General features: G+C 70.9%; 22 protein-coding genes. 8 read left to right on the top strand and 14 right to left on the bottom strand.

Annotated features, from left to right (window positions below; translation table 11 throughout):
* Nucleotides 1-97: 97 nt before the first annotated feature.
* The 6 genes from tkt to pgl are packed head-to-tail and all read left to right on the top strand — an operon-like array spanning nt 98 to nt 8,160.
* Complete coding sequence (gene tkt, locus ACODR5_RS07095) at nt 98-2,173, top strand: transketolase (protein ID WP_488983166.1); 2,076 nt, start codon at nt 98-100, stop codon at nt 2,171-2,173.
* Nucleotides 2,170-3,282, top strand: coding sequence for a transaldolase (gene tal / locus ACODR5_RS07090; RefSeq protein ID WP_460815256.1), 1,113 nt, complete (start codon nt 2,170-2,172; stop codon nt 3,280-3,282). The genes tkt and tal overlap by 4 nt, the downstream gene beginning before the upstream one ends.
* Nucleotides 3,279-4,877 (top strand): glucose-6-phosphate isomerase, encoded by a 1,599-nt coding sequence (locus tag ACODR5_RS07085; protein ID WP_488983165.1) that lies wholly within the window; start codon nt 3,279-3,281, stop codon nt 4,875-4,877. Before tal ends, ACODR5_RS07085 begins: the two co-directional genes overlap by 4 nt.
* 12 nt (nt 4,878-4,889) lie before the next feature.
* Nucleotides 4,890-6,437 (top strand): glucose-6-phosphate dehydrogenase, encoded by a 1,548-nt coding sequence (gene zwf, locus ACODR5_RS07080; RefSeq protein ID WP_460815254.1) that lies wholly within the window; start codon nt 4,890-4,892, stop codon nt 6,435-6,437.
* Nucleotides 6,434-7,384 carry a glucose-6-phosphate dehydrogenase assembly protein OpcA gene (locus tag ACODR5_RS07075; protein WP_488983164.1) on the top strand — a complete coding sequence of 317 codons (951 nt, stop codon included), beginning with the start codon at nt 6,434-6,436 and terminating at the stop codon, nt 7,382-7,384. Before zwf ends, ACODR5_RS07075 begins: the two co-directional genes overlap by 4 nt.
* On the top strand, nt 7,381-8,160 hold the full coding sequence (pgl, locus tag ACODR5_RS07070) for a 6-phosphogluconolactonase (protein WP_488983163.1): 780 nt from the start codon (nt 7,381-7,383) through the stop codon (nt 8,158-8,160). The genes ACODR5_RS07075 and pgl overlap by 4 nt, the downstream gene beginning before the upstream one ends.
* Nucleotides 8,161-8,338: 178 nt before the next feature.
* On the opposite strand, the gene ACODR5_RS07065 is transcribed toward pgl, so the two are convergent.
* The 13 genes from ACODR5_RS07065 to ACODR5_RS07005 form a co-directional block, all read right to left on the bottom strand.
* A complete protein-coding gene (locus ACODR5_RS07065; protein ID WP_460815248.1) occupies nt 8,339-8,692 on the bottom strand; it encodes an RNA polymerase-binding protein RbpA in 354 nt (117 codons plus the stop codon).
* A gap of 1 nt (nt 8,693) precedes the next feature.
* The gene (gene secG / locus ACODR5_RS07060) at nt 8,694-8,942 is read right to left on the bottom strand and encodes a preprotein translocase subunit SecG (RefSeq protein WP_449854311.1); all 249 of its coding nucleotides are present in this window, start codon (nt 8,940-8,942) and stop codon (nt 8,694-8,696) included.
* 9 nt (nt 8,943-8,951) lie between these two features.
* Nucleotides 8,952-9,740, bottom strand: a complete 789-nt coding sequence (gene tpiA, locus ACODR5_RS07055) for a triose-phosphate isomerase (RefSeq protein WP_488983162.1) — start codon at nt 9,738-9,740, stop codon at nt 8,952-8,954.
* On the bottom strand, nt 9,731-10,945 hold the full coding sequence (locus tag ACODR5_RS07050; protein ID WP_488983161.1) for a phosphoglycerate kinase: 1,215 nt from the start codon (nt 10,943-10,945) through the stop codon (nt 9,731-9,733). Before ACODR5_RS07050 ends, tpiA begins: the two co-directional genes overlap by 10 nt.
* An 87-nt stretch (nt 10,946-11,032) precedes the next feature.
* The gene (gap, locus tag ACODR5_RS07045) at nt 11,033-12,040 is read right to left on the bottom strand and encodes a type I glyceraldehyde-3-phosphate dehydrogenase (RefSeq protein ID WP_449854314.1); all 1,008 of its coding nucleotides are present in this window, start codon (nt 12,038-12,040) and stop codon (nt 11,033-11,035) included.
* A gap of 98 nt (nt 12,041-12,138) precedes the next feature.
* Entirely contained in the window at nt 12,139-12,765 is a 627-nt protein-coding gene (locus ACODR5_RS07040; protein ID WP_449854315.1) for a superoxide dismutase, read from the bottom strand.
* 153 nt (nt 12,766-12,918) lie between these two features.
* On the bottom strand, nt 12,919-13,914 hold the full coding sequence (gene whiA, locus ACODR5_RS07035; RefSeq protein ID WP_460815241.1) for a DNA-binding protein WhiA: 996 nt from the start codon (nt 13,912-13,914) through the stop codon (nt 12,919-12,921).
* Nucleotides 13,915-14,101: 187 nt separating this feature from the next.
* A complete protein-coding gene (gene rapZ, locus ACODR5_RS07030; RefSeq protein WP_449854317.1) occupies nt 14,102-14,986 on the bottom strand; it encodes an RNase adapter RapZ in 885 nt (294 codons plus the stop codon).
* Between the two features lie 9 nt (nt 14,987-14,995).
* Nucleotides 14,996-16,999: an excinuclease ABC subunit UvrC gene (uvrC, locus tag ACODR5_RS07025; RefSeq protein ID WP_488983160.1), complete on the bottom strand. Its 2,004-nt coding sequence runs from the start codon at nt 16,997-16,999 to the stop codon at nt 14,996-14,998.
* Nucleotides 17,000-17,002: 3 nt separating this feature from the next.
* Entirely contained in the window at nt 17,003-19,897 is a 2,895-nt protein-coding gene (uvrA, locus tag ACODR5_RS07020; RefSeq protein ID WP_488983159.1) for an excinuclease ABC subunit UvrA, read from the bottom strand.
* A 129-nt stretch (nt 19,898-20,026) separates the two neighbouring features.
* Nucleotides 20,027-20,287 carry a helix-turn-helix transcriptional regulator gene (locus tag ACODR5_RS07015; RefSeq protein ID WP_488983158.1) on the bottom strand — a complete coding sequence of 87 codons (261 nt, stop codon included), beginning with the start codon at nt 20,285-20,287 and terminating at the stop codon, nt 20,027-20,029.
* Between the two features lie 54 nt (nt 20,288-20,341).
* Complete coding sequence (locus ACODR5_RS07010; RefSeq protein WP_488983157.1) at nt 20,342-20,869, bottom strand: YflT domain-containing protein; 528 nt, start codon at nt 20,867-20,869, stop codon at nt 20,342-20,344.
* Between the two features lie 230 nt (nt 20,870-21,099).
* Nucleotides 21,100-21,549 (bottom strand): Hsp20/alpha crystallin family protein, encoded by a 450-nt coding sequence (locus ACODR5_RS07005; RefSeq protein ID WP_488983156.1) that lies wholly within the window; start codon nt 21,547-21,549, stop codon nt 21,100-21,102.
* A gap of 499 nt (nt 21,550-22,048) precedes the next feature.
* Between ACODR5_RS07005 and ACODR5_RS07000 the strand changes: the two genes are divergently transcribed.
* Nucleotides 22,049-22,228 (top strand): hypothetical protein, encoded by a 180-nt coding sequence (locus tag ACODR5_RS07000; protein ID WP_488983155.1) that lies wholly within the window; start codon nt 22,049-22,051, stop codon nt 22,226-22,228.
* A gap of 3 nt (nt 22,229-22,231) precedes the next feature.
* On the opposite strand, the gene ACODR5_RS06995 is transcribed toward ACODR5_RS07000, so the two are convergent.
* Nucleotides 22,232-22,699, bottom strand: coding sequence for a MarR family winged helix-turn-helix transcriptional regulator (locus tag ACODR5_RS06995; RefSeq protein WP_488983154.1), 468 nt, complete (start codon nt 22,697-22,699; stop codon nt 22,232-22,234).
* Between the two features lie 41 nt (nt 22,700-22,740).
* Between ACODR5_RS06995 and ACODR5_RS06990 the strand changes: the two genes are divergently transcribed.
* A complete protein-coding gene (locus ACODR5_RS06990; RefSeq protein ID WP_488983153.1) occupies nt 22,741-22,935 on the top strand; it encodes a hypothetical protein in 195 nt (64 codons plus the stop codon).
* Nucleotides 22,936-22,954: the final 19 nt, after the last annotated feature.

Here is a 22,954-nt window from a genome sequence, read left to right as displayed (position 1 = left end):
ATGCTGGCCTTGAAACGCGCGCCCGTGCGCCGCCGCCGTGGGTACACGACGGCCCCGGATCATGCGCGGGCGCTCCACCCAGACGAAAGGCGGTCCCGTGTCGGAACTGCGTTGGGACGAGATCGATCGACGGGCCGTTGACACGGCGCGCGTGCTGGCCGCGGACGCGGTGGAGAAGGTCGGCAACGGCCATCCCGGCACCGCGATGAGCCTGGCCCCCGCCGCGTACCTGCTCTACCAGCGGGTGATGCGCCACGATCCGAGCGAGACGCGCTGGCCCGGGCGCGACCGGTTCATCCTGTCGGCCGGCCACTCCTCGCTGACGCAGTACGTGCAGCTGTACCTCGGCGGCTTCGGGCTCGAGCTCGACGACCTCAAGGCGCTGCGCACGTGGGGCTCGAAGACCCCGGGGCACCCGGAGCTCGGGCACACGGACGGCGTCGAGATCACGACCGGCCCGCTCGGGCAGGGCCTGGCCTCGTCGGTCGGCTTCGCCTACGCGGCGCGCTACGAGCGCGGCCTGTTCGACCCCGAGGCGCCGGCCGGCGAGAGCCCGTTCGACCACTTCGTGTACGTGATCGCCTCGGACGGCGACATGCAGGAGGGCGTGACGAACGAGGCCTCCTCGCTCGCGGGCCACCAGCAGCTCGGCAACCTCGTCGTGCTCTACGACGCGAACCAGATCTCGATCGAGGACGACACGGACGTCGCCTTCACCGAGGACGTCGCGGCGCGCTACGAGGCGCTCGGCTGGCACGTGCAGACGGTGGACTGGAAGAAGACCGGCGAGTACTCCGAGGATGTCCACGAGCTGCACCGCGCGATCGAGGCGGCGAAGGCCGAGACGTCCAAGCCGTCGCTCATCGTGCTCAAGACGATCATCGGCTGGCCCTCCCCCGGCAAGCAGAACACCGGCAAGATCCACGGCTCGGCGCTCGGCGCCGACGAGCTGCGCGCCACGAAGGAGGTGCTCGGCTTCGATCCCGAGCAGCACTTCGTCGTCGCCGAGGACGTGCTCGCCCACACCCGCGCCCTGAAGGAGCGCGGCCGGGCCGAGCGCGAGGCGTGGCAGGAGCGCTTCGACGCGTGGGCCGAGGCCAACCCCGAGCGCAAGGCGCTGTGGGACCGGCTGGCGACCGGCGAGCTGCCCGACGGCCTCGAGGACGCCCTGCCGGTGTTCGAGGCCGGCAAGGCCGTGGCCACCCGCGCCGCGTCCGGCCAGGTCATCAACGCCATCGCCGACGTCATGCCCGAGCTGTGGGGCGGATCGGCCGACCTCGCCGAGTCGAACCTCACCACCATCAAGAGTGCGGCATCGTTCATCCCCGAGGAGTGGTCGACGCACGAGTGGTCGGGCAACCCCTACGGCCGCGTGATGCACTTCGGCATCCGCGAGCACGCCATGGCCGCGATCGTCAACGGCATCGTGCTGCACGGACCCACCCGCGCATTCGGCGGCACGTTCCTGCAGTTCGCCGACTACATGCGCCCGGCCGTGCGACTGGCCTCGCTCATGGGCATCCCCAGCGTGTACGTGTGGACGCACGACTCGATCGCGCTCGGCGAGGACGGCCCCACGCACCAGCCGATCGAGCACCTCGCGGCGCTGCGCGCGATCCCCGGCCTCGCCGTCGTGCGCCCCGCCGACGCCAACGAGACGTCGTACGCCTGGTACGAGATCCTGAAGCGCCGCGGCGGCCCCGCCGGCATCGCGCTCACCCGCCAGGGCGTGCCGACGTTCGACCGCTCCGAGTTCGCCCCCGCCTCGCTCGTGTCCAAGGGCGCGTACGTGCTCGCCGACGCGCCGGACGGCGAGCCCGACGTCATCCTCATCGGCACCGGATCCGAGGTGCAGGTGGCCGTGGCCGCCCGCGAGCAGCTGGCCGCCGAAGGCGTGAACGCCCGCGTCGTATCGGCCCCGTGCCTCGAGTGGTTCGCCGAGCAGGACGAGGAGTACCGCGAGAGCGTGCTGCCGTCGTCGGTGAGGGCGCGCGTGTCGGTCGAGGCCGGCATCGCGATGCCGTGGCACGCCATCGTCGGCTCCGCCGGGCGCTCGGTCTCGATCGAGCACTATGGCGCCTCGGCCGACTACCAGACCCTGTACGAGAAGTTCGGCATCACCGCCGAGGCCGTCGCCCAGGCGGCACGCGAGTCCATCGAGGAGTCGAAGTGAGCACCACACCCACCGCACAGCTCGCCGCCGCCGGCGTCAGCATCTGGCTCGACGACCTCTCGCGCCAGCGCATCCAGAGCGGCAACCTGCAGCAGCTGATCGAGACGCGCAACGTGACGGGCGTCACGACGAACCCGACGATCTTCGCCGGCGCGCTCGCGAACGGCGAGGCCTACGACGCGCAGGTCACGCAGCTGGCCGCCGCCGGCGCCAGCGTGGACGAGGCGATCTTCACGATCACCACCGACGACGTGCGCTCGGCGTGCGACGTGTTCGCCCCCGTCTTCCAGGAGACCGGCGGCGTCGACGGCCGCGTGTCGATCGAGGTCTCCCCCGAGCTCGCGAACGACACCGAGGGCACCATCGCGCAGGCGCGCGACCTCGCCGACCGCGTGGGTCGCCCGAACGCGCTCATCAAGATCCCCGCGACGAAGGCGGGCCTGCCCGCCATCACCGAGGTGATCGGATCGGGCATCAGCGTGAACGTGACGCTGATCTTCTCGCTCGAGCGCTACGGCGAGGTCATCGACGCCTACCTCGCCGGCCTCGAGAAGGCCCGCGACGCCGGCATCGATCTCTCGACGATCCAGTCGGTGGCCTCGTTCTTCGTCTCGCGCGTGGACACCGAGGTCGACAAGCGCCTCGCCGCGCTCGAGTCGCCCGACGCCGCCGCGCTCAAGTCGAAGGCCGGCGTGGCGAACGCCCGCCTGGCGTTCGAGCTCTACGAGCAGCGCTTCGCCGAGGAGCGCGCGACGAGCCTCGTCGCGGCCGGCGCCAACGTGCAGCGCCCGCTGTGGGCCTCCACCGGCGTGAAGGACCCGGCGCTGCCCGACACCCTGTACGTCACGGAGCTCGTGGCGCCCGGCACCGTCAACACCATGCCGGAGAAGACGCTCGAGGCGACCTTCGACCACGCCGTGATCGCGGGCGACACCGTCACGGGCGCCTACTCGGACGCGCACGCCGTCATGGACGCGCTCGCCTCGGTGGGCATCGACTTCGACGACGTCACCCAGGTGCTCGAGGACGAGGGCGTGCAGAAGTTCGTCGCCTCCTGGCAGGAGCTGCAGGCCACCGTCGACGCGGCCCTGAAGGGGGCCTCCGCGTGACCTTCTCGATCCACGTCTCCGGCGCCGCCGAGGCGGCGGTGGAGCGCACGCTCCCCACGCTCGTCGCGGATCTCGTGGCCTCCGGCATCACCGGCGGCGACCCGACCCTGTGGGGCCCCGAGGCCGAGTCCGAGTCCGCCAAGCGGCTCGGCTGGGTGAACGCCGTGTCGGTGTCGCGCCCGCTCGTCCCCGAGATCCTCGCCCTGCGCGAGGAGCTGAACGCGAAGGGCGTCGACCGCATCGTGCTGGCCGGCATGGGCGGCTCGTCGCTCGCGCCCGAGGTGATCGCCCAGACCGCGGGCGTCGAGCTGACGATCCTCGACTCGACGGCCCCCGGCCAGGTGCTCGCCGCCCTCGACGGCGGCCTCGAGCGCACGGCGCTCGTGGTGTCGTCGAAGTCGGGCTCCACGGTCGAGACCGACTCGCAGCGCCGCGCCTTCGAGGCGGCGTTCCGCGACCTCGGCATCGACCCCGCCGAGCGGATCGTCGTCGTCACCGATCCGGGATCGCCGCTGGACGAGTCGGCGCGCGCCGCCGGCTACCGCGTCTTCAACGCCGACCCCACCGTGGGCGGCCGCTACTCCGCCCTCACCGCCTTCGGCCTCGTGCCGTCAGGCCTCGCGGGCGCCGACATCGCCGAGCTGCTCGACGAGGCCGAGGCCATCTCGCTGCAGGTGGCGATCGACTCCCCCGACAACCCGGCGCTCGTGCTGGGCGCCGCGATCGCGGCGACCGAGCCGCGGCGCGACAAGATGGCGCTCGTCACCGACGGCACGCACATCGTGGGCCTGCCGGACTGGATCGAGCAGCTCGTCGCCGAGTCGACCGGAAAGCAGGGCACGGGCATCCTGCCCGTCGTGCTGCTGCCCGTCTCCCCCGAGCTCGAGTCGCGCCCCGCCGACCTGCAGGTCGTGCGGATCGTCGACGACGCGCGCGAGTCGGCTCACCGATTCCCCGACGAGATCCTCGTGAGCGGCACCCTCGGCGCGCAGTTCGTCGTGTGGGAGTACGCCACGGCGATCGCCGGCCGCCTGCTCGGCATCAACCCGTTCGACCAGCCCGACGTCGAGTCGGCCAAGGTCGCCGCGCGCGGCCTGCTGGACGCCCGACCCGAGCCCGCCGCCCCGGCCTTCACCGAGCAGGGCATCGAGGTGCGCGTGACCGACCCGGCCCTGGCCGCGTCCGGCACGATCGCGGGCGTGCTCGACGCGCTGTGGGCCGCGCTGCCCGAGGACGGCTACGTGGCGATCCAGGCCTACGTGAACCGCCTGGAGCTGCCGCAGCTGCAGGGCCTGCGCGAGATGGTCGCGGCCGACTCGGGCCGCCCCACCACCTTCGGATGGGGACCGCGCTTCCTGCACTCGACCGGCCAGTACCACAAGGGCGGACCCGCGCAGGGCGTGTTCCTGCAGATCACGGAGCGCACCGAGACCGACGTCGAGATCCCCGGGCGGCCGTTCACATTCGGCCAGCTCATCGAGGCCCAGGCCAGCGGCGACGCCGCGGTGCTCGCCGAGCACGGCCGGCCCGTCGTCACGCTGACCCTCGTGGATCCGCAGGCCGACGTGCTCTCGCTCTACGAAGCAGCCCAGTAGGACCGGAGGCGCATGACCGTGCAGATCTCGCGCGGCGTCAACCCGCTGCGCGACCCCGATGACCTCCGTCTGAACCGGATCGCGGGCCCCAGCGCGCTGGTCATCTTCGGCGTCACAGGCGACCTGTCGCGCAAGAAGCTGATGCCCGCCGTGTACGACCTCGCCAACCGCGGCCTGCTGCCCCCGGGTTTCGCGCTCGTGGGCTTCGCGCGCCGCGACTGGGCCGACGAGGACTTCGCCGAGGTCGTGCACGACGCCGTCAAGCAGCACGCGCGCACGGAGTTCCGCGAGGAGACGTGGCAGCAGCTGGCCGCGGGCATCCGCTTCGTGCAGGGCGAGTTCGACGACGACGAGGCGTTCGAGCGCCTGCGCGAGACCGTCGATCGGCTCGACGCCGAGCGCGGCAGCATGGGCAACCACGCGTTCTACCTGTCGATCCCACCGAGGGCCTTCCCCACCGTGGCGCAGCAGCTGCTGCGCTCGGGCCTGGTCGACGACGAGCCCGACCCCACGCGCTGGCGTCGGGTCGTCATCGAGAAGCCGTTCGGGCACGACCTCGCCTCGGCGCGGGCGCTGAACGACGCGCTCGAGGCGGCGTTCCCCGCCGACTCGATCTTCCGGATCGACCACTACCTCGGCAAGGAGACGGTCCAGAACATCCTGGCCCTGCGCTTCGCCAACGAGCTGTTCGAGCCGATCTGGAACCGCAACCACATCGACCACGTGCAGATCACGATGGCCGAGGACATCGGCGTGGGCGGCCGTGCCGGCTACTATGACGGCGTCGGCGCGGCGCGCGACGTCATCCAGAACCACCTGCTGCAGCTGCTCGCGCTCACGGCGATGGAGGAGCCCATCAGCCTGTCGGCCGAGCATCTGCGGGCCGAGAAGGAGAAGGTGCTGGCGGCCGTGCGGCTGCCGGAGGACCTCTCGCTCGCCACGGCGCGCGGCCAGTACGCGGGCGGATGGCAGGGCGGCGAGCAGGTGCGCGGCTTCCTCGACGAGGAGGGGATGAACCCCGACTCGCGCTCGGAGACGTACGCGGCCATCAAGCTCGAGATCGGCACCCGCCGCTGGGCCGACGTGCCGTTCTACCTGCGCACGGGCAAGCGCCTGGGCCGCCGGGTGACCGAGATCGCCGTCGTGTTCAAGCGCGCCCCCGAGCACCTGTTCGCGCGCGCGCAGGCGGCCGAGCTCGGCCAGAACGCGCTCGTCATCCGCGTGCAGCCGGACGAGGGCGTGACGATCCGCTTCGGATCGAAGGTGCCGGGCACGGGCACGCACGTGCGCGACGTGACGATGGACTTCGGCTACGGCCACGCGTTCACCGAGGCGAGCCCCGAGGCGTACGAGCGCCTCATCCTCGACGTGCTGCTCGGCGACCCGCCCCTGTTCCCGCGGCACGAGGAGGTCGAGCTCTCGTGGCGCATCCTCGATCCCGTCGAGCAGTACTGGGCGAGCCTCGACGAGCCGCTCGAGCAGTACCAGCCCGGTTCGTGGGGACCGGCCTCGGCCGATGAGATGATGGCCCGCGATGGCCGGGTCTGGAGGCGCCCGTGATCTACGACCTGCCCGACACCACGGTGAGCACGGTCGCCAAGCGGCTGGTCACCGTCCGCGAGGAGGGCGGCGCCGTCGCCCTGGGCCGCGTGCTGACGCTCGTGATCGAGTGCCGCACGCGACCGCGCGAGGCGGCGATCGACGCGGCCAACGACGCGTCGCGCGAGCACCCGATGCGCGTCATCGTGCTCGTGCGCACGCCCGACGGACCGACGCGGCTCGACGCCCAGATCCGCGTGGGCGGCGACGCCGGCGCGAGCGAGGTGGTCATCCTGCACGCGTCCGGCGACACCGCGCGCGACACCGACGGTCTCGTCACGGGCCTGCTGCTGCCCGACGCGCCCGTCGTGGCCTGGTGGCCCGACGAGCCGCCCGCGTCGCCCGGCACCGATCCGCTGGGGCGGATCGCGCAGCGCCGCATCACCGACACGTCCACGGCGCCGTACACGACCGAGCGCCTCACGACGCTCGAGCGCACGTACACCCCCGGCGACACCGATCTCGCCTGGACGCGGCTGACCCGCTGGCGCGAGCAGCTCGCGGCCGTGCTGGATCAGCCGCCGTACGAGCCCGTCACTGCGGTCGAGGTGCGCGGCGCGTCGACGTCGCCGTCCACGGCGCTGCTGGCGGCGTGGCTCGGCATGGCGCTCGATCTGCCGGTGACGTGGGCGTACGAGGATCCCGCCGAGTGGGATCACGGCATCCACTCCGTGCGGCTCACGCGCGCGAGCGGCGACATCCTGCTCGAGCGCAAGGACGAGGCGGTCGCGCTGCTCACGCAGCCCGGCCAGCCCGACCACGAGCTGCTGCTGCCGCGCCGCTCGCTGCGGGAGTGCCTGGCCGAGGAGCTGCGCCGCCTCGACGCGGATGTGCTCTACGGCCGCGTGCTCACGGAAGGCTGGGAGCGCCTCGCTCCCCCGCTCTCGTCCGAGGAGGTGGCCCGATGAGCCCCGATCCCAGCGCCATCCGCGTCGTGGTGGAGCCCGACAAGCAGACCCTCGCCGACAGCGTGGCCACGCGCTTCGTCGGCAAGATGGTGCAGCTGACGCAGTCGCAGGGCGTCGTGCACGTCTCGCTGACGGGCGGATCGATGGGCTCGGCCGTGCTGGAGCGCGTCGCCGCGCACGCCGGCGCCGGCATGATCGACTGGACGCGCGTGCACTTCTGGTGGAGCGACGAGCGGTTCCTGCCGCGCGACGACGAGGAGCGCAACGCGCTGCAGGCGCGGCGCGCGCTGCTGGATGTGCTCGACATCCCGCGCGAGAACATCCACGAGGCCGCCGCCGCGGGCGAGGGCGTGGGGCTCGACGAGGCCGCCGAGGCGTACGCCGCCGAGCTCGCGCGCTTCGGCGACGAGCAGCGCCCGTGGCCCATGTTCGACGTGTGCTTCCTGGGTGTCGGCCCCGACGGCCACATCGCGTCGCTGTTCCCCGACCGCGGCGAGGTGCGCGTGACCGACCGCTCGGTGCTGCCGGTGCGCGACTCGCCGAAGCCCCCGCCGGAGCGCATCACCTTCACGCGGCCCGTGATCAACTCGTCGGTGCGCGTGTGGATGGTCGTCTCGGGCCCCGACAAGGCCCCCGCGCTCGGCCTGGTGCTGGCGGGAGCGAGCTACCTCAGCGTGCCGGCCGCCGGTGCGTACGGCACGGCGCGCACGGCGATCTTCGTCGACCAGGACGCCGCCGCCGAGGTGCCTGAGGACCTCATCGATCCTGACTATTGAGACGCGCCCGCTCGGTTCGGCGACCCCGTCGGTTGCTGAACGGAGCGAGCGAAGCGAGCGCAGATGAAGCGACCACAGCAACTCCCGCTCGTTGGCTGGTGAGAGTTGCGGTGGTCGCTTCATCTTCGCGGCCTGCGGCCGCTTCGTTCAGCAACCGGGGTGTTTCACCCCGCTTCTGTTACTCGCCGCGGCGCTCGCGGAGCTTCTGGAGCGCCTCGGCCAGCAGTTCGTCCGCCTCGGCGTCGGTGCGGCGCTCCTTCACGTACGCGAGGTGCGTCTTGTAGGGCTCGTTCTTCGCCACCTGCGGCGGGTTGTCCTTGTCGCGCCCGGCGGGCAGACCCGAGTTCGGGTGGTCGATGATCTCGGGGATCTCGGCCTCGGGGAGCCCGGCCGCGAAGTAGCGGACGGTCTCGTTGCCCAGCGCGTCCCAGTAGCTGACGGCGATCCGGTCGGCCTGGTGCCCGTGGTCCTGCTCGCCCATCGGGCCGGAGCCCACGCGCGTGCCGCGGATCGCGTTCCCCCCGACCGCCACGTCAGATCACCTGGAACTTCGTGATCAGACCGAGGCCGACGATGGCGAGGAACCAGACCAGCGCCACCACGACGGTGATGATGTTGAGGTTCCGCTCGGCGACGCCCGACGAGCCCACGGCCTGGCCCATGCCGCCGCCGAACATGTCGGACAGCCCTCCGCCGCGGCCGCGGTGGAGCAGGATGAAGAACGTCAGGATGAGGCTGGTGAGGCCCAGCAGGACCTGCAGAATGAACTCGAGTACGACCACAGCGAAAGCCTACACTCCGACGTGCTTCTGGAACCGGATGATCGAGGCGAACTCCTCGACCTTCAGGCTCGCGCCGCCCACGAGGGCGCCGTCCACGTCGGGCTCGCGCAGGAAGCCCGCGATGTTGGCGGCCTTCACGGATCCGCCGTACAGCACGCGGGTCTTGGCCGCCGCGTCCTCGCCCATGCGCTCGGCGATGACGGCGCGCAGCTTCTGGCAGACCTCCTGGGCCTGCTGCGGCGTGGCCGCCTGGCCCGATCCGATCGCCCAGACGGGCTCGTAGGCCACCACGATCTCGGCGTCGGCGGCGACGCCCTCGAGCGCCTTCTCGAGCTGGCCGACGGGCACCGCGCTCGCGCCGTGCTTCTCGAGGTCCTCGCTCGTCTCGCCCACGCAGATGACGGGGACGAGGCCGTGCCGCAGCGCGGCCTGCACCTTCGCGGCCACGACGTCGTCGCCCTCCGCGTGGTACTCGCGGCGCTCCGAGTGGCCGATGATGACCGAGCCGACGTCGAGCTTCTTGAGGAAGGCGCCCGAGATCTCGCCCGTGTACGCGCCCTCGTCGTGCACCGAGAGGTCCTGCGCGCCGAGGCCGAAGGGGATCTTGTCGGCGTCGAGCAGCGTCTGCACGCTGCGCAGATCGGTGAACGGCGGGAACACCGTGACGTCGACGCTGTCGAAGTCGTGCTTGACGTCCTTCAGCGCCCAGTGCAGCTTCTGCACGAACGCGACCGCCTGCAGGTGGTCGAGGTTCATCTTCCAGTTGCCCGCGATCAGCGGGGTGCGCTTCAGGACCATCCGAGTGCCTCCAGACCGGGGAGCTTCTTGCCTTCCAGGAACTCGAGGCTCGCGCCCCCGCCCGTCGAGATGTGACCGAACCGGTCGTCGGCGAAGCCGAGCGCGCGCACGGCCGCGGCCGAGTCGCCGCCGCCCACCACGCTGAGTCCGTCGACCTCGGTGAGGGCCTGCGCCACCGCACGCGTGCCGGCGGCGAAGGCCGGGAACTCGAACACGCCCATCGGGCCGTTCCAGAAGACCGTCTGGGAGCCGGCGATCGCGGCGGCGAAGGCCGCCGCGGTGTCGGGACCGATGTCGAGGCCGACGCCCGCGGCGCCGAACTCCGTCTCCTCGATCGCGTCGGCCGGGGCGACCTCATGGTCGGCGTCGGCACCGAACGACGCGGCGACGACGACGTCGGTCGGCAGCACCAGCTCGACGCCCTTCTCCTGCGCCGCGGCGATGTAGCCCTTCACCGTCTCGATCTGGTCGGCCTCCAGCAGCGAGGAGCCGACCTTGTGGCCCTGCGCGGCGAGGAACGTGAAGAGCATGCCGCCGCCGATGAGCAGGCGGTCCACGCGCGGCAGCAGGTGGTCGATGACGCCGAGCTTGTCGGAGACCTTCGAGCCGCCGAGCACCACCGTGTAGGGACGCTCGGGCTTCTCGGTGAGGCGGTCGAGCACCTCGAGTTCGGCCGCGATGAGCAGGCCGGCGGCGCTCGGCAGCAGGCCCTCGAGGTCGTAGACGCTCGCGTGCTTGCGGTGGACGGCGCCGAAGCCGTCCGAGACGACCGCGTCACCCAGCGCCGCGAGGTCGCGGGCGAAGGCGAGGCGCTCGGCGTCGTCCTTCGACGTCTCGCCCGCGTTGAAGCGCAGGTTCTCGAGCAGCGCGACGCCGCCGTCGTGCAGGCCCGCGACGGTCTCCTGCGCGGAGGCGCCGACCGTGTCGCTCGCGAAGGCGACGGGGCGCTCCAGCAGCTGCGCGAGGCGCTCGGCGACGGGGCCGAGGCTGTACTGGGGGTCGGGCTCGCCCTTGGGGCGGCCGAGGTGCGAGACCACGATCACGCGGGCGCCCTGGTCGAGCAGCGTCTGGATCGTGGGGAGCGAGGCGCGGATGCGACCGTCATCGCCGATCACGCCGTCCTTCAGGGGGACGTTGAGGTCGCAGCGGACGATCACGCGCTTGCCGGCGAGGGAGCCCAGTGAGTCGAGAGTTCGCAGAGTCATCACCTCGACTCTACATCCGCGCGGGCCCCCGCACAGCACAGCGCCGGCCGCCTCGGAGCGAGGCGGCCGGCGCTGGGGAGAGTGTGCTCAGAGACGCTCGCCGACGTACTCGGCGAGGTCGACGAGGCGGTTCGAGTAGCCCCACTCGTTGTCGTACCAGGCCGACACCTTCGCGAGGTTGCCCGCGACGCTCGTCAGGCCCGAGTCGAAGATCGACGAGAACTGGTTGAGCTGGATGTCGCTCGAGACCAGCGGGTCGTCCGAGTACTGCAGGATGCCGTTCAGGCGCCCCTCGGCGGCGGCCGCACGGTAGGCCTCGTTGATCTCTTCCTTGGTCAGGCCGTCGCGCGTCACGAGCGTGAGGTCGACGATCGAGCCCGAGGGCACCGGCACGCGGTAGCTCGTGCCGTCGAGCTTGCCGTTCAGCTCGGGCAGCACGAGGCCGATGGCCTTGGCGGCACCGGTCGACGTCGGCACGATGTTGATGGCGGCGGCGCGGGCGCGACGCAGGTCCTTGTGGGGGCCGTCCTGGAGGTTCTGGTCGGCCGTGTAGGCGTGCGCCGTCATCATGAAGCCGCGCTCGATGCCGAAGGCGTCGTTGAACACCTTCGCGAGCGGTGCCAGCGCGTTCGTGGTGCACGACGCGTTGGAGATGACGTGGTCGTTCTCGGGGTCGTACGCGTCCTCGTTCACGCCCATGACGAACGTGGGAGCGGGGCCGCTGGCCGGGGCCGAGATGATGACCTTCTTGGCGCCGCCCTGCAGGTGCTTGCCGGCGTCCTCGGGCTTGGTGAAGCGACCGGTGGACTCGATGACGATGTCGGCGCCGATCTCGCCCCACGGCAGGGCCGCGGGGTCGCGCTCGGCGAACGCGCGGATGACCTTGCCGTCGACCGTGATCGACTGCTCGTCGAAGGTGACATCCTTGCCCAGCGGGCCGCCGACCGAGTCGAACTTCAGCAGCTGCGCGAGCGAGTTGTTGTCGGTGAGATCGTTGACTCCCACGATCTCGAAGTCGGCACCCTGCGCGAGCGCGGCGCGGACGAAGTTGCGGCCGATGCGGCCGAAGCCGTTGATTCCGATCCTGACGGACACTGAGGTCTCCTGATTGCTATTCGTGCGTCGAATGACGTCTTCGGGCGGGAGGTGTGGTGGCCCGGCCGGCACGCACCCTGCCGGGCCACCCCCGTTGTTCAGGAGGCTACCAGCAGCCCCGCGGTCTTCTCGCGGGCCGTCTGGAAACGCTCCTGCACGTTCTCCCAGTTGACGATGTTCCAGAACGCCTTGACGTAGTCGGCCTTGACGTTCTTGTAGTCCAGGTAGAAGGCGTGCTCCCACATGTCGAGCAGCAGCACCGGCACGGTGCCGGCGGCGAACTGCGACTGCTGGTCGAAGAACTGCTGGATGATCAGGCGCTGCCCGATCGAGTCCCAGAACACGCCGGCCCAGCCGGAGCCCTGGATGCCCAGCGCGGCGGCGGCGAAGTGGCCCTGGAAGCCCTCGAACGAGCCGAAGTACTCCTCGATCGCGGCGGCGATCTCGCCCTCGGGGCGCTCCTGACCCTCGGGGCTCAGGTTGGTCCAGAAGATCGAGTGGTTGGTGTGGCCGCCGAGGTTGAACGCGAGGTCCTTCTCGAGCTTGTTGACGTTCGCGAAGTCGCCCTTGTCGCGGGCCTCGGCGAGCTGCTCGAGCGCGGTGTTCGCGCCGGCCACGTACGTGGCGTGGTGCTTGGAGTGGTGCAGCTCCATGATCTGGCCGCTGATGTGCGGCTCGAGCGCACCGTAGTCGTAGGTCAGCTCGGGGAGCGTGTAGGTCGCCATCGATTCTTCCCATCCGCGCCGCGCCGGCGGCGCTCGTCGATCGTCCATCCCGGAAGGGATCGGCCGGTCCAGAGGGGCCGGTGAGTCTCAGCCTAATGGCGGTCGGGGACGCCGGGGGCGGCCTTGCGCTTCGGGTCGGATCGTGACAGCGGGTTACGCGGTGCGCGCGGCCTCGGCGGCCTCGGCCGCGGCCACGGCGGCCTCGGTGCCGGGCACGCCGTCCTGCTCGGCGCGCTTGTCGGCCATGGCCAGCAGGCGGCGGATGCGGCCGGCGACGGCGTCCTTCGTGAGGGGCGGGTCGGCGTGCTGGCCGAGCTCGTCCAGGCTCGCGTCGCGGTGCGTGAGGCGCAGGTGCCCCGCCTGGCGCAGGTGCTCGGGAACATCGTCGCCGAGGATCTCGAGCGCGCGCTCCACGCGGGCGCACGCGGCGACGGCGGCCTGGGCCGAGCGGCGCAGGTTGGCGTCGTCGAAGTTGACGAGGCGGTTGACCCCGGCGCGCACCTCGCGGCGCTGGCGCAGCTGGTCCCACTCCGACGCCGTGTTGACGGCGCCCATGGCCACGAGCATGCCCTTGATGGCGTCGGGCTCGCGCACGACCACGCGCGGCACGCCGCGCACCTCGCGGGCCTTCGCCGCCACGCCGATGCGGTGGGCGGCGCCCACGAGCGCCATGGCGGCCTCGCCCGACGGGCAGGTCACTTCGAGGGCGGCGGAGCGCCCGGGCTCCGAGAGCGTGCCGGTCGCGAGGAACGCACCGCGCCACACCGACGCGAGGTCGTGCGGGGCGCCCGTGGTGAGGCGGTTGGGCAGGCCGCGCACCGGGCGGCGGCGCGCGTCGAGCAGGCCGGTCTGGCGGGCGAGCGTCTCGCCGCCGTCGATCACGCGCACGGCGAAGAAGTCGCCGTCACGGGTGCCCGACGACTGCACGTGGGCGATCTCGGGGCGCACGCCGTAGATCTCGGCGATGTCGCGAGCGAGGCGCTTGGCGATGATCGGCGAGTCGACCTCGGCCTCCACCGCCACGCGACCGGCGATCGAGTGCAGCCCGCCCGCGAAGCGCAGCAGGGCCGTCGACTCGGCCACCCTCACCGTGGGACGCGGGTCCCGCACGGCGATCAGCTCGGCCTTGACATCGGCGGTCAGTGTCACGGATCTCCCTCACATCTCGAGCCGCGCGGTCACTCCGGCGCCGGCCTCCGCGCGCTCGCACTCGGCGCGGCGGGATGTTCCAGCCTACCCGCCCGCGGGCCGCAGAACCGAGGGAGTTGCTCAGGCGGATGGGGTATCTGTGGAGGGTCGTCCAGGGCTGCCCAGGTGCTTCCGAGGACCCGGGCCCTCACTCCCGCCCGAGGTCGCGGTGACGCACCCGGACCGCCACCCCCGGCTCGCCGACGAGACGCTCGGCGAGGGCGCGCGCCATGGCGACCGACCGATGCCGTCCGCCCGTGCAGCCGACCCCGACGGTGGAGTGCCGCTTGTTCTCGCGCTGGTAGCCCTGCAGCACGGGCCGCAGCACCGCCGTGTACGCGTCGAGGAACTCCGCCGCGCCCTCCTGGGCCATGACGTAGTCGCGCACGGCGTCGTCCTCGCCCGTGAGGCCGCGCAGGCTGTCGTCCCAGTACGGGTTCGGCAGGAAGCGCATGTCGGCCACGAGGTCGACGTCGGGCGGCAGGCCGTACTTGAAGCCGAAGCTCATCACCGTCACGGTGTGCCGCGCCGAGCCCTCCTCGGCGAAGAGGTCGGCCACGCGCGTGGCGAGCTGGTGGATGTTGCTCGCCGACGTGTCGAGCACGACGTCGGCGTTCTCGCGCATCGGGGTGAGCATCTGGCGCTCGCGCCGGATGCCGTCGACGAGCGTGCCGTCGCCCTGCAGCGGATGGGGGCGGCGGACGGCCTCGAAGCGGCGCACGAGCACCTCGTCGGACGCGTCGAGGAACACGAGGCGCAGGTTGCTGCGCGAGCGGAGCTCGAGCAGCCGCTCGGGCAGCTCGCTGAACAGGTCGCGCCCGCGCACGTCGACGACGGCGGCCACGCGCGGCAGCTCGCTGCCGAGCCGCCCGCTCAGGTCGAGCAGCGGCCGCAGCATCTGCGGGGGCAGGTTGTCGACCACGTACCAGCCGAGGTCCTCGAGCGCGTTGGCGACCGTCGAGCGCCCCGCACCCGACATCCCCGTGACGATCAGCACCTCGCTCGTCGGTGTCGTCGCTTCCGCCTCGCTCACGTCTCCACCCTATTGGCTCGGCTCGGCGGCCCGCACGCCGGCCTCGTGCGCCGGCATGCCCTCGCCCTGCCCCGCCGTCGACGCATCCTCCCCCGGCGCCGGTGCCGCGCCGGCGCTCAGCGCGGCGTGGACGGTCTCGGCGAGCTTCGGTCCGATGCCGGGAAGCTCGCGGATCTGCTCGACCGTGGCGCCGCGCAGCGCGGTGACCGAGCCGAAGTGCCGCAGCAGCGCCTTGATGCGCGCCTCGCCCAGGCCGGGGATCTCGCTCAGCACGGTGCGGATGTCGCGCCGGCGGCGCTTGCGCTGGTGGGTGATGGCGAAGCGGTGGGCCTCGTCGCGCAGTCGCTGCACGAGGTACAGCGCCTCGCTCGTGCGCGGCAGGATGACGGGGAAGTCGTCGTCGGGCAGCCAGATCTCCTCGAGCCGCTTGGCGATGCCGACGAGCGGGATGTCGTCGTGCCCCGTCTCCCGCAGCGCGCGGGCGGCCGCGTCGACCTGGGGCTTGCCGCCGTCGACGATGAGCAGCTGCGGCGGGTAGGCGAAGCGGCGCCGCCGCGCCGGCTCGGTCTGCACCACGACGCCGTCGGCCGTGGGGTCGACCTCGGGCGCCTCCACCTCTTCCTCGGGGCGGTCGAGGTGCGCGAGGCGGCGCGTGAGCACCTGGTGGATCGAGTCGGTGTCGTCGGTCGTCTCGGCGATCGAGAACGAACGGTACTGATCCTTGCGGGGCAGGCCGTCCTCGAACACGACCATGGAGCCGACGACGTTCGTGCCCTGCAGGTGCGAGATGTCGAAGCACTCGATGCGCAGCGGCGCCTCGTCCAGCCCGAGCGCCTCCTGCAGATCGGTGAGCGCCTGCGTGCGGGCGACGTAGTCGCTCGTGCGCCGGGTCTTGTGCCGCATCAGCGCCTGCTGCGCGTTGAGCGTGGCGGTGCGCATCAGCTCGGCCCGCTGGCCGCGGTGCGCCACCGCGAGTTCGACCGCCCTGCCTCGCTTCTCGTGCAGCCACTGCTGCAGCTCCTCGGCGTCGGGCGGCAGCGCCGGCACGAGCACGCGCCGCGGCACGTCGGCGGCGCCGGCGTCGCCGTACGCGCGCTCGACGATCTGGCCCACGAGGTCGCCGCCCGAGATGTCGAGCTCCTTGTCGATCGTCGTCGACGTGACGCCGCGCACGCGCCCGCCGCGGATCACGAAGTGCTGCACGGCAGCGCTGAGCTCGTCCTCCGCGATGCCGAACAGATCGGCGTCCTCCTTCTCGGGCAGCACGAGGGCGCTCTTGTTCAGCACGGCCTCGATCGACTGCAGCTTGTCGCGGTAGACGGCGGCGGCCTCGTAGTCCATCCCGGCCGCCGCGGCCTTCATCTTGGCCGTGAGCTCCTTCGTGAAGCGCTCGTCGCCGCCCTGCATGAAGGCGATGAAGTCGTCGACGATCGCGCGGTGCTCCTCGATCGTCACCCGGCCCGAGCACGGCCCGCCGCACTTGCCGATCTGGCCGGGGAAGCACGGCCGGCCCGTCTGCATGGCCCGCTTGTACGACGAGTCGCTGCAGGTGCGGATCGGGAACACCCGGATCATCAGGTCGATCGTGTCGTGCACGGCCCACACCTTCGGGTACGGCCCGAAGTACCGCGCCCCGCGGATGCGACGGTTGCGCGTGACCATGACGCGCGGCGCCTCGTCGGCGAGCGTGATGGCCATGAAGGGGTACGACTTGTCGTCCTTGTAGCGGACGTTGAAGGGCGGGTCGTACTCCTTGATCCACTGGTACTCGAGCTGCAGCGAGTCGACGTCGGTGGGCACGACGGTCCACTCCACCGAGGACGCGGTCGTGACCATGCGCCGCGTGCGCTCGTGCAGCGTGTGCAGGGGCGCGAAGTAGTTCGACAGCCGCTGGCGCAGGTTCTTGGCCTTGCCCACGTAGAGCACGCGCCCGTGCGCGTCGCGGAACCGGTAGACGCCCGGGTCGGTCGGGATCTCCCCCTGCTTCGGCTTGTACGGAAGCTGCGAGGCCATCCGCTATGCGACCTTCTTGCCTCGCGCGCGCTCCGCGATCCCGAGCGTCTCCGCGAGGAACGCGCCGGTGTGGCTGCCCTCGACCCTGGCCACCTGCTCGGGCGTGCCCGTCGCGACGATCTGGCCGCCGCCGGAGCCCCCCTCGGGACCGAGGTCGATGATCCAGTCGGCCGACTTGATGACGTCGAGGTTGTGCTCGATGACGATGACCGTGTTGCCCTTCTCGACGAGCCCGTTCAGCACCTCGAGCAGCTTGCGCACGTCCTCGAAGTGCAGGCCCGTGGTCGGCTCGTCGAGCACGTAGATGCTGCGGCCGTTCGAGCGCTTCTGCAGCTCGGTGGCGAGCTTGACGCGCTGCGCCTCGCCGCCGGAGAGGGTCGTGGCCGCCTGGCCGAGGCGCACGTAGCCGAGGCCCACGTCGACGAGCGTCTTCATGTAGCGGTGGATCGACTGGATCGGCTCGAAGAATTCCGCCGCCTCCGAGATCGACATCTCGAGCACCTCGGCGATGTTCTTGCCCTTGTAGTGCACCTGCAGGGTGTCGCGGTTGTACCGCTTGCCGTGGCACACCTCGCAGTCGACGTAGACGTCGGGCAGGAAGTTCATCTCGATCTTGAGCGTGCCGTCGCCCGAGCACGCCTCGCAGCGGCCGCCCTTGACGTTGAAGCTGAAGCGCCCGGCCTGGTAGCCGCGCACCTTGGCCTCGGGCGTCTCGGCGAAGAGGTTGCGGATCTTGTCGAACACGCCCGTGTAGGTGGCCGGGTTGGACCGCGGCGTGCGGCCGATGGGCGCCTGGTCGACGTGCACGACCTTGTCGAGGTGCTCGAGGCCCGTCACGCGCGTGTGCTTGCCCGGCACCGTGCGGGCGCCGTTGAGCTTGGAGGCGAGCACCTGGTACAGGATGTCGTTCACGAGCGTCGACTTGCCCGATCCGCTCACGCCCGTGACGGCGGTGAAGACCCCGAGCGGGAAGTCGGCCGTGACGCCGCGCAGGTTGTTCTCGCGCGCGCCGACGACCGACACCATGCGCTTCTTGTCGATCTTGCGGCGCTTCTTGGGCGTGTCGATCTGACGGCGCCCCGAGAGGTAGTCGGAGGTGAGCGAGCGCTGCTCGTTCAGCAGCTCGTCGTAGGGGCCGGAGTGGATGACCTCTCCCCCACCCTCGCCGGCGCGCGGCCCGATGTCGACGATCCAGTCGGCCGCCTCGATCGTCTCCTCGTCGTGCTCGACGACGACGAGGGTGTTGCCGAGGTCGCGCAGCGTCTCGAGCGTCTCGATGAGGCGGCGGTTGTCGCGCTGGTGCAGGCCGATCGACGGCTCGTCGAGCACGTACAGGACACCCGTGAGGCCCGTGCCGATCTGGGTGGCCAGGCGGATGCGCTGCGCCTCGCCGCCCGAGAGCGAGCCGGCCGAGCGGCTGAGGGTGAGGTAGTTCAGGCCCACGCGGATGAGGAACTCGAGTCGCACGCGGATCTCGCGCAGCACCTGCGCGGCGATCATGGCCTCGCGGTCGGTGAGCGTGATGCGGTTGACCACGTCGAGCACGTTCTCGAGGCTGAGGTCGGCGGCCTCGGCGATGGAGCGGCCGTCGACCTTGACCGCGAGCACCTCGGGCTTGAGGCGCGCGCCCTCGCACACCGGGCACGGCACCTCGCGCAGGTACTCGCCCCAGCGGGCGCGCTGGGTGTCGCTCTCGGCCTGGTTGTACTGGCGCTCGATGTAGGGCACGACGCCCTCGAAGCCGCTCGCGTAGCGCACCTCGCGGCCCCAGCGGTTCTTGAACTTGACGTCCACCTTGTAGTCCTCGCCGTACAGCACGGCGTCCTTGACCACCTGCGGCAGGGCGCGCCATGGCGTGCTGAGAGAGAACGACAGGTCGCGCGCGAGGCCCTCAAGCAGGCGCTCGTAGTACTGGAACAGGCCCTTGCCCTGCGTGGTCCACGGCACGATGACGCCCTCGCGGATCGAGAGGTCCTCGTCGCCGAGCATGAGCTCGACGTCGACCGACATGCGCGTGCCGAGGCCCGAGCAGGCGGGGCACGCGCCGAAGGGCGCGTTGAACGAGAAGGTGCGCGGCTCGATCTCGGTCAGCTGCAGCGCGTGGCCGTTGGGGCATGCGAGCCGCTCGGAGTACGACTGCCAGGCGGCCTCGCCCTCCTCGTCGACGAAGTTGACCTGGAGCACCCCGCCCGCGAGCCCGAGCGCCGTCTCGACCGAGTCGGTGACGCGCTGCAGGATGTCGCCGCGGGCGACGAGGCGGTCGACGACGACGGCGATGTCGTGCTTGTACGACTTCTTCAGCACGGGCGGCTCGGCCAGCTGCACGGGCTGGCCGTCGACGACGGCGCGCGCGTAGCCCTTCGCGGCGAGCTCCTTGAAGAGGTCGACGAACTCGCCCTTCTTCTGCGTGACCACCGGGGCGACGATCTGGTATCGCGTGCCCTCGGGCAGCGCGACGAGCTGGTCGGCGATCTGCTGCACCGTCTGGCGCTGGATCTTCTCGCCGCACTCGGGGCAGTGCGGCACGCCAATGCGCGCCCACAGCAGGCGCATGTAGTCGTAGATCTCGGTGATCGTGCCGACCGTCGAGCGCGGGTTGCGGTTGGTCGACTTCTGGTCGATCGACACCGCGGGGCTGAGGCCCTCGATCACGTCGACGTCGGGCCGGTCGACCTGACCCAGGAACTGACGCGCGTACGCGCTCAGCGACTCGACGTAGCGGCGCTGGCCCTCGGCGAAGATCGTGTCGAACGCGAGGCTCGACTTGCCGGATCCGGACAGCCCGGTGAAGACGACCATCGAGTCACGGGGGATGTCGAGGTCGACGTTCTTCAGATTGTGCACGCGGGCGCCGCGCACACTGATCTTTCCGGCGTTCTTCACGGGGACGATAGGCACCGTTCAAGTCTAGGCGGGGCCTCCGACATCGGATCGGGGAGGCCTCCGAGCGCCCGGTTCTCCCGGCGCTTGCACGGGTTCGGGGCGCCCCGTCCGGCGGGCGCGGGGGTGCCTCGGCGGTGCACGCGATCAGACGCGGCCCGCGCGATACGTCGAGGGGGTGAAGCCCAGGACCCGCGCGAACTCGCGCGTCAGGTGCGCGTGATCGGCGAACCCGTGGGCCGTCGCGACCTCGGCGAGCGGGCGATCCGGCCGCGCCCGCACCTCGGCCGCCGCCTCCTGCAGGCGCCGACGCCGGATCAGGGCGGCGGGCCCGAGCCCGGTGTTGCGCAGCGCGAGGCGCTGCACCGATCGCACGTGTCCTACTGCTTGATTCTCGAGGGACCTCATTCGTGTAGGGCGCTCGCGGCGCCCTCGAAACGGAGACTGACGGGGAGCGCCTTTTCAGTCTCCGGGGTGGGCGGTCTGGTCCGCGAGGAGACGAGCGGCCTCCGCAGCGTATGGTGCTTCCACTTGGACCTCATAGTGGCCCGCCTCGAGGGTCTCCTGTGAGTCGAAGTCCCGTCGGCCGCCCGTAGCCAGGTGTCCAAGGAAGTAGAGCAAAGCGCCCCAAACTGCGCCAGAGGCGACCGAGATGATCATGATGGCCAGCCAACCGAATCCGGGGGCGAACAGCCCGAACAGCAGACCTAGCAGAACACCGAACCACGCTCCAACGGCTGCGCCTCTTAGCGCAGCCTTTCCTCCTGTCAAGCGACCGAGTACCTGCTCGACAACACGAACGTCGAGCCCTACGATCGCCACTCGTTCCACAGCGAAGCCGGCGTCGGAAAGACGGTCGACCGCTGCCTGTGCACTGGCGTAGTCAGAGAACCGCGCGATCGTTTGTTTCCAGCGGGGGTCATTGGTGAACGAGAGCTCCCTAGCGTCCTGTTCCGGAGGGTTGTTGCGAGGGGCATCGGGGCTGGTCATGGGCTTACTCCTTTAGTGAAACTGGATGAACCACCGTGCTAAGACCAGAAGGCTGGGTGCACGCCCGTCTTCCGGTCTTGCAAGGACGGGTGTTGCGCCGTTCGGCGTCAGGGAAAAGGGTCGCCCTTGTTTGCTTTCGGCGCGTGCCGCGAACGAGAAGCATCGAGTTGGTTTGTTCCGTGCCCTACATCCGCGGCATGTTCTATGTCGGTGTGGGGCTTGTCGTCTGGCTAACTTTGGCTCGTCGATGGGTCTCCGGCCGGGCGTTGCTCCTGAGTCGAGTGCTGACTCAGGACACGAATCTTGCGGGGTTTTGCCTTTTCGCTTACTGGGATGACCAGGCTGAGCACGCCGTTGTCGTAGGAGGCGGAGATGTTGGCTGAGTCGACACCCTCGCCGATGCTGAACTGGCGGAGGTAGGTGCCCGCCGGTCGCTCCTGAACGAGCCACTTGGCTCCCTCGGTGCGGGGTGCAGTGCGCTGGGCGCGGATGGTCAGCAGCTGACCGTCGACGTCGATGTCTACCGACTCCGGTTCGACCCCGGGCAGGTCGGCGGTGAGAATGTAACGGTCAGCTTCCCGGTACAAGTCGACCGGCATCAGCCGCGGTCCTGGACGAGCCTGCAGAAGGCTCGATGCGAGGCGGTCAAGTTCGCCGAAAGGATCGGAGGACGTTGTCATAGTGAATCGATTCCTTCCCGATATGGTGGCGTCGGATGTCTCCGACGGTGCCCACGTTAGTTTGGTTCACCCCATGGGTGCTACTACTACCTCTTTGTTTTTCGACCTTCATATCGGGCTCAAGCCGCGTGCGGGGGCCGCTGCCTAGCGTGGGCGCAATGGACAACACCCCCGATCGGCCTCACCGGCCGCCACACGATCGACGGCCGACCACGTTCGGTCACGGCCATCACGCCCTTCCTCGCGCTGCGCGACGCGCGCGCCGCGTCGCGGTACTACGTGGACAACCTCGGCGCCCGCTCGTCGACAGCACCGAGATGCCCGGCCCCGACGGAGAGCCCGTCGTCGTGCATGCCGACCTGGACTTCGGGGGCGCCGGACGCCTGCAGCTCGGCGAGGCGACGCCGGCGTACGACACCGTGCCGCCGCCCGCCGACGGCGGGGCCTGCTACTCGCTCGGGCTGTACGCGCCGGACGTGGACGCCGTCACGTCCGGCGTGTGGCGAGCGGATCCACGCTGCGGGAGGGGCCGCGGGACTTCGTCGCGGGCGACCGCTTCGCCTCCGTCGTCGATCCCTTCCACGTGCGCTGGTCGATCATGAGCCGCGTCGAGGACCTGTCCGACGCCGAGTCCAGCGCCCGCGTGGCGCAGTGGGCGGCCACAGCGGCGACCGCCTGAGGGTCAGCGCGGGGCGACGGTGGTGCGCCCGCCGGCGAAGTCGCGTAGCGCGTCACGCAGGTCGACGAGTTGAGCGGGCGACATGCCGGTGGCGGCCATCACCTGGCCCGGCACCTCAAGCGCACGCTCGCGCAGCGCGGCGCCCTCCTCGGTGAGCCCGATGTCGAGGCGGCGCTCGTCGCCCGCGCGCCGCTCGCGCCGCACGAGCCCCTGCGCCTCGAGCCGCTTGATCATCGGCGACGCCGTCGCCGGCTCGAGCGCGAGGGCGTCGGCGAGCTCGCCCAGCGAGCGGGGCGAGCGCTCCCACAGCGCCAGCATCACGAGGTACTGCGGGTGCGTGAGACCCAGCGGCTCGAGGATCGGGCGGTAGATCGCGAGCACGTTGCGCGTGGCGGTGACCAGCGCGAAGCACAGCTGGCTGTCCAGCGTGAGCAGATCGTCTCTCGGATCGTCGGGGCGGGTGCGGCTCACCCTGACATCCTACTGGCCTAATCCTTAGTACACTAAGTGTCATGCCGAAGAAGATCCCCATTCGGGAGCAGATCCGCGAGGCGGGCGGCTTCTACAACTGGTTCAATGCGACGCTCATCCGCCTCGCCGGCCCGCCGCAGCTCGGTGAGGGCAAGGGCACGCCATGCTCCCGCTGCGGCGAGTACAAGGCCGACCACATCGACCGCGACGGCGTGCTTTACTGCCCCCACCCGTGATCGGGGTGTCGCGGGTGGT

It is taken from the genome of Microbacterium sp. FG3 (assembly GCF_057809335.1).
The sequence above is the reverse complement of the archived record's forward strand: the minus strand, read 5'-3'. Positions and strand labels throughout refer to the sequence as shown.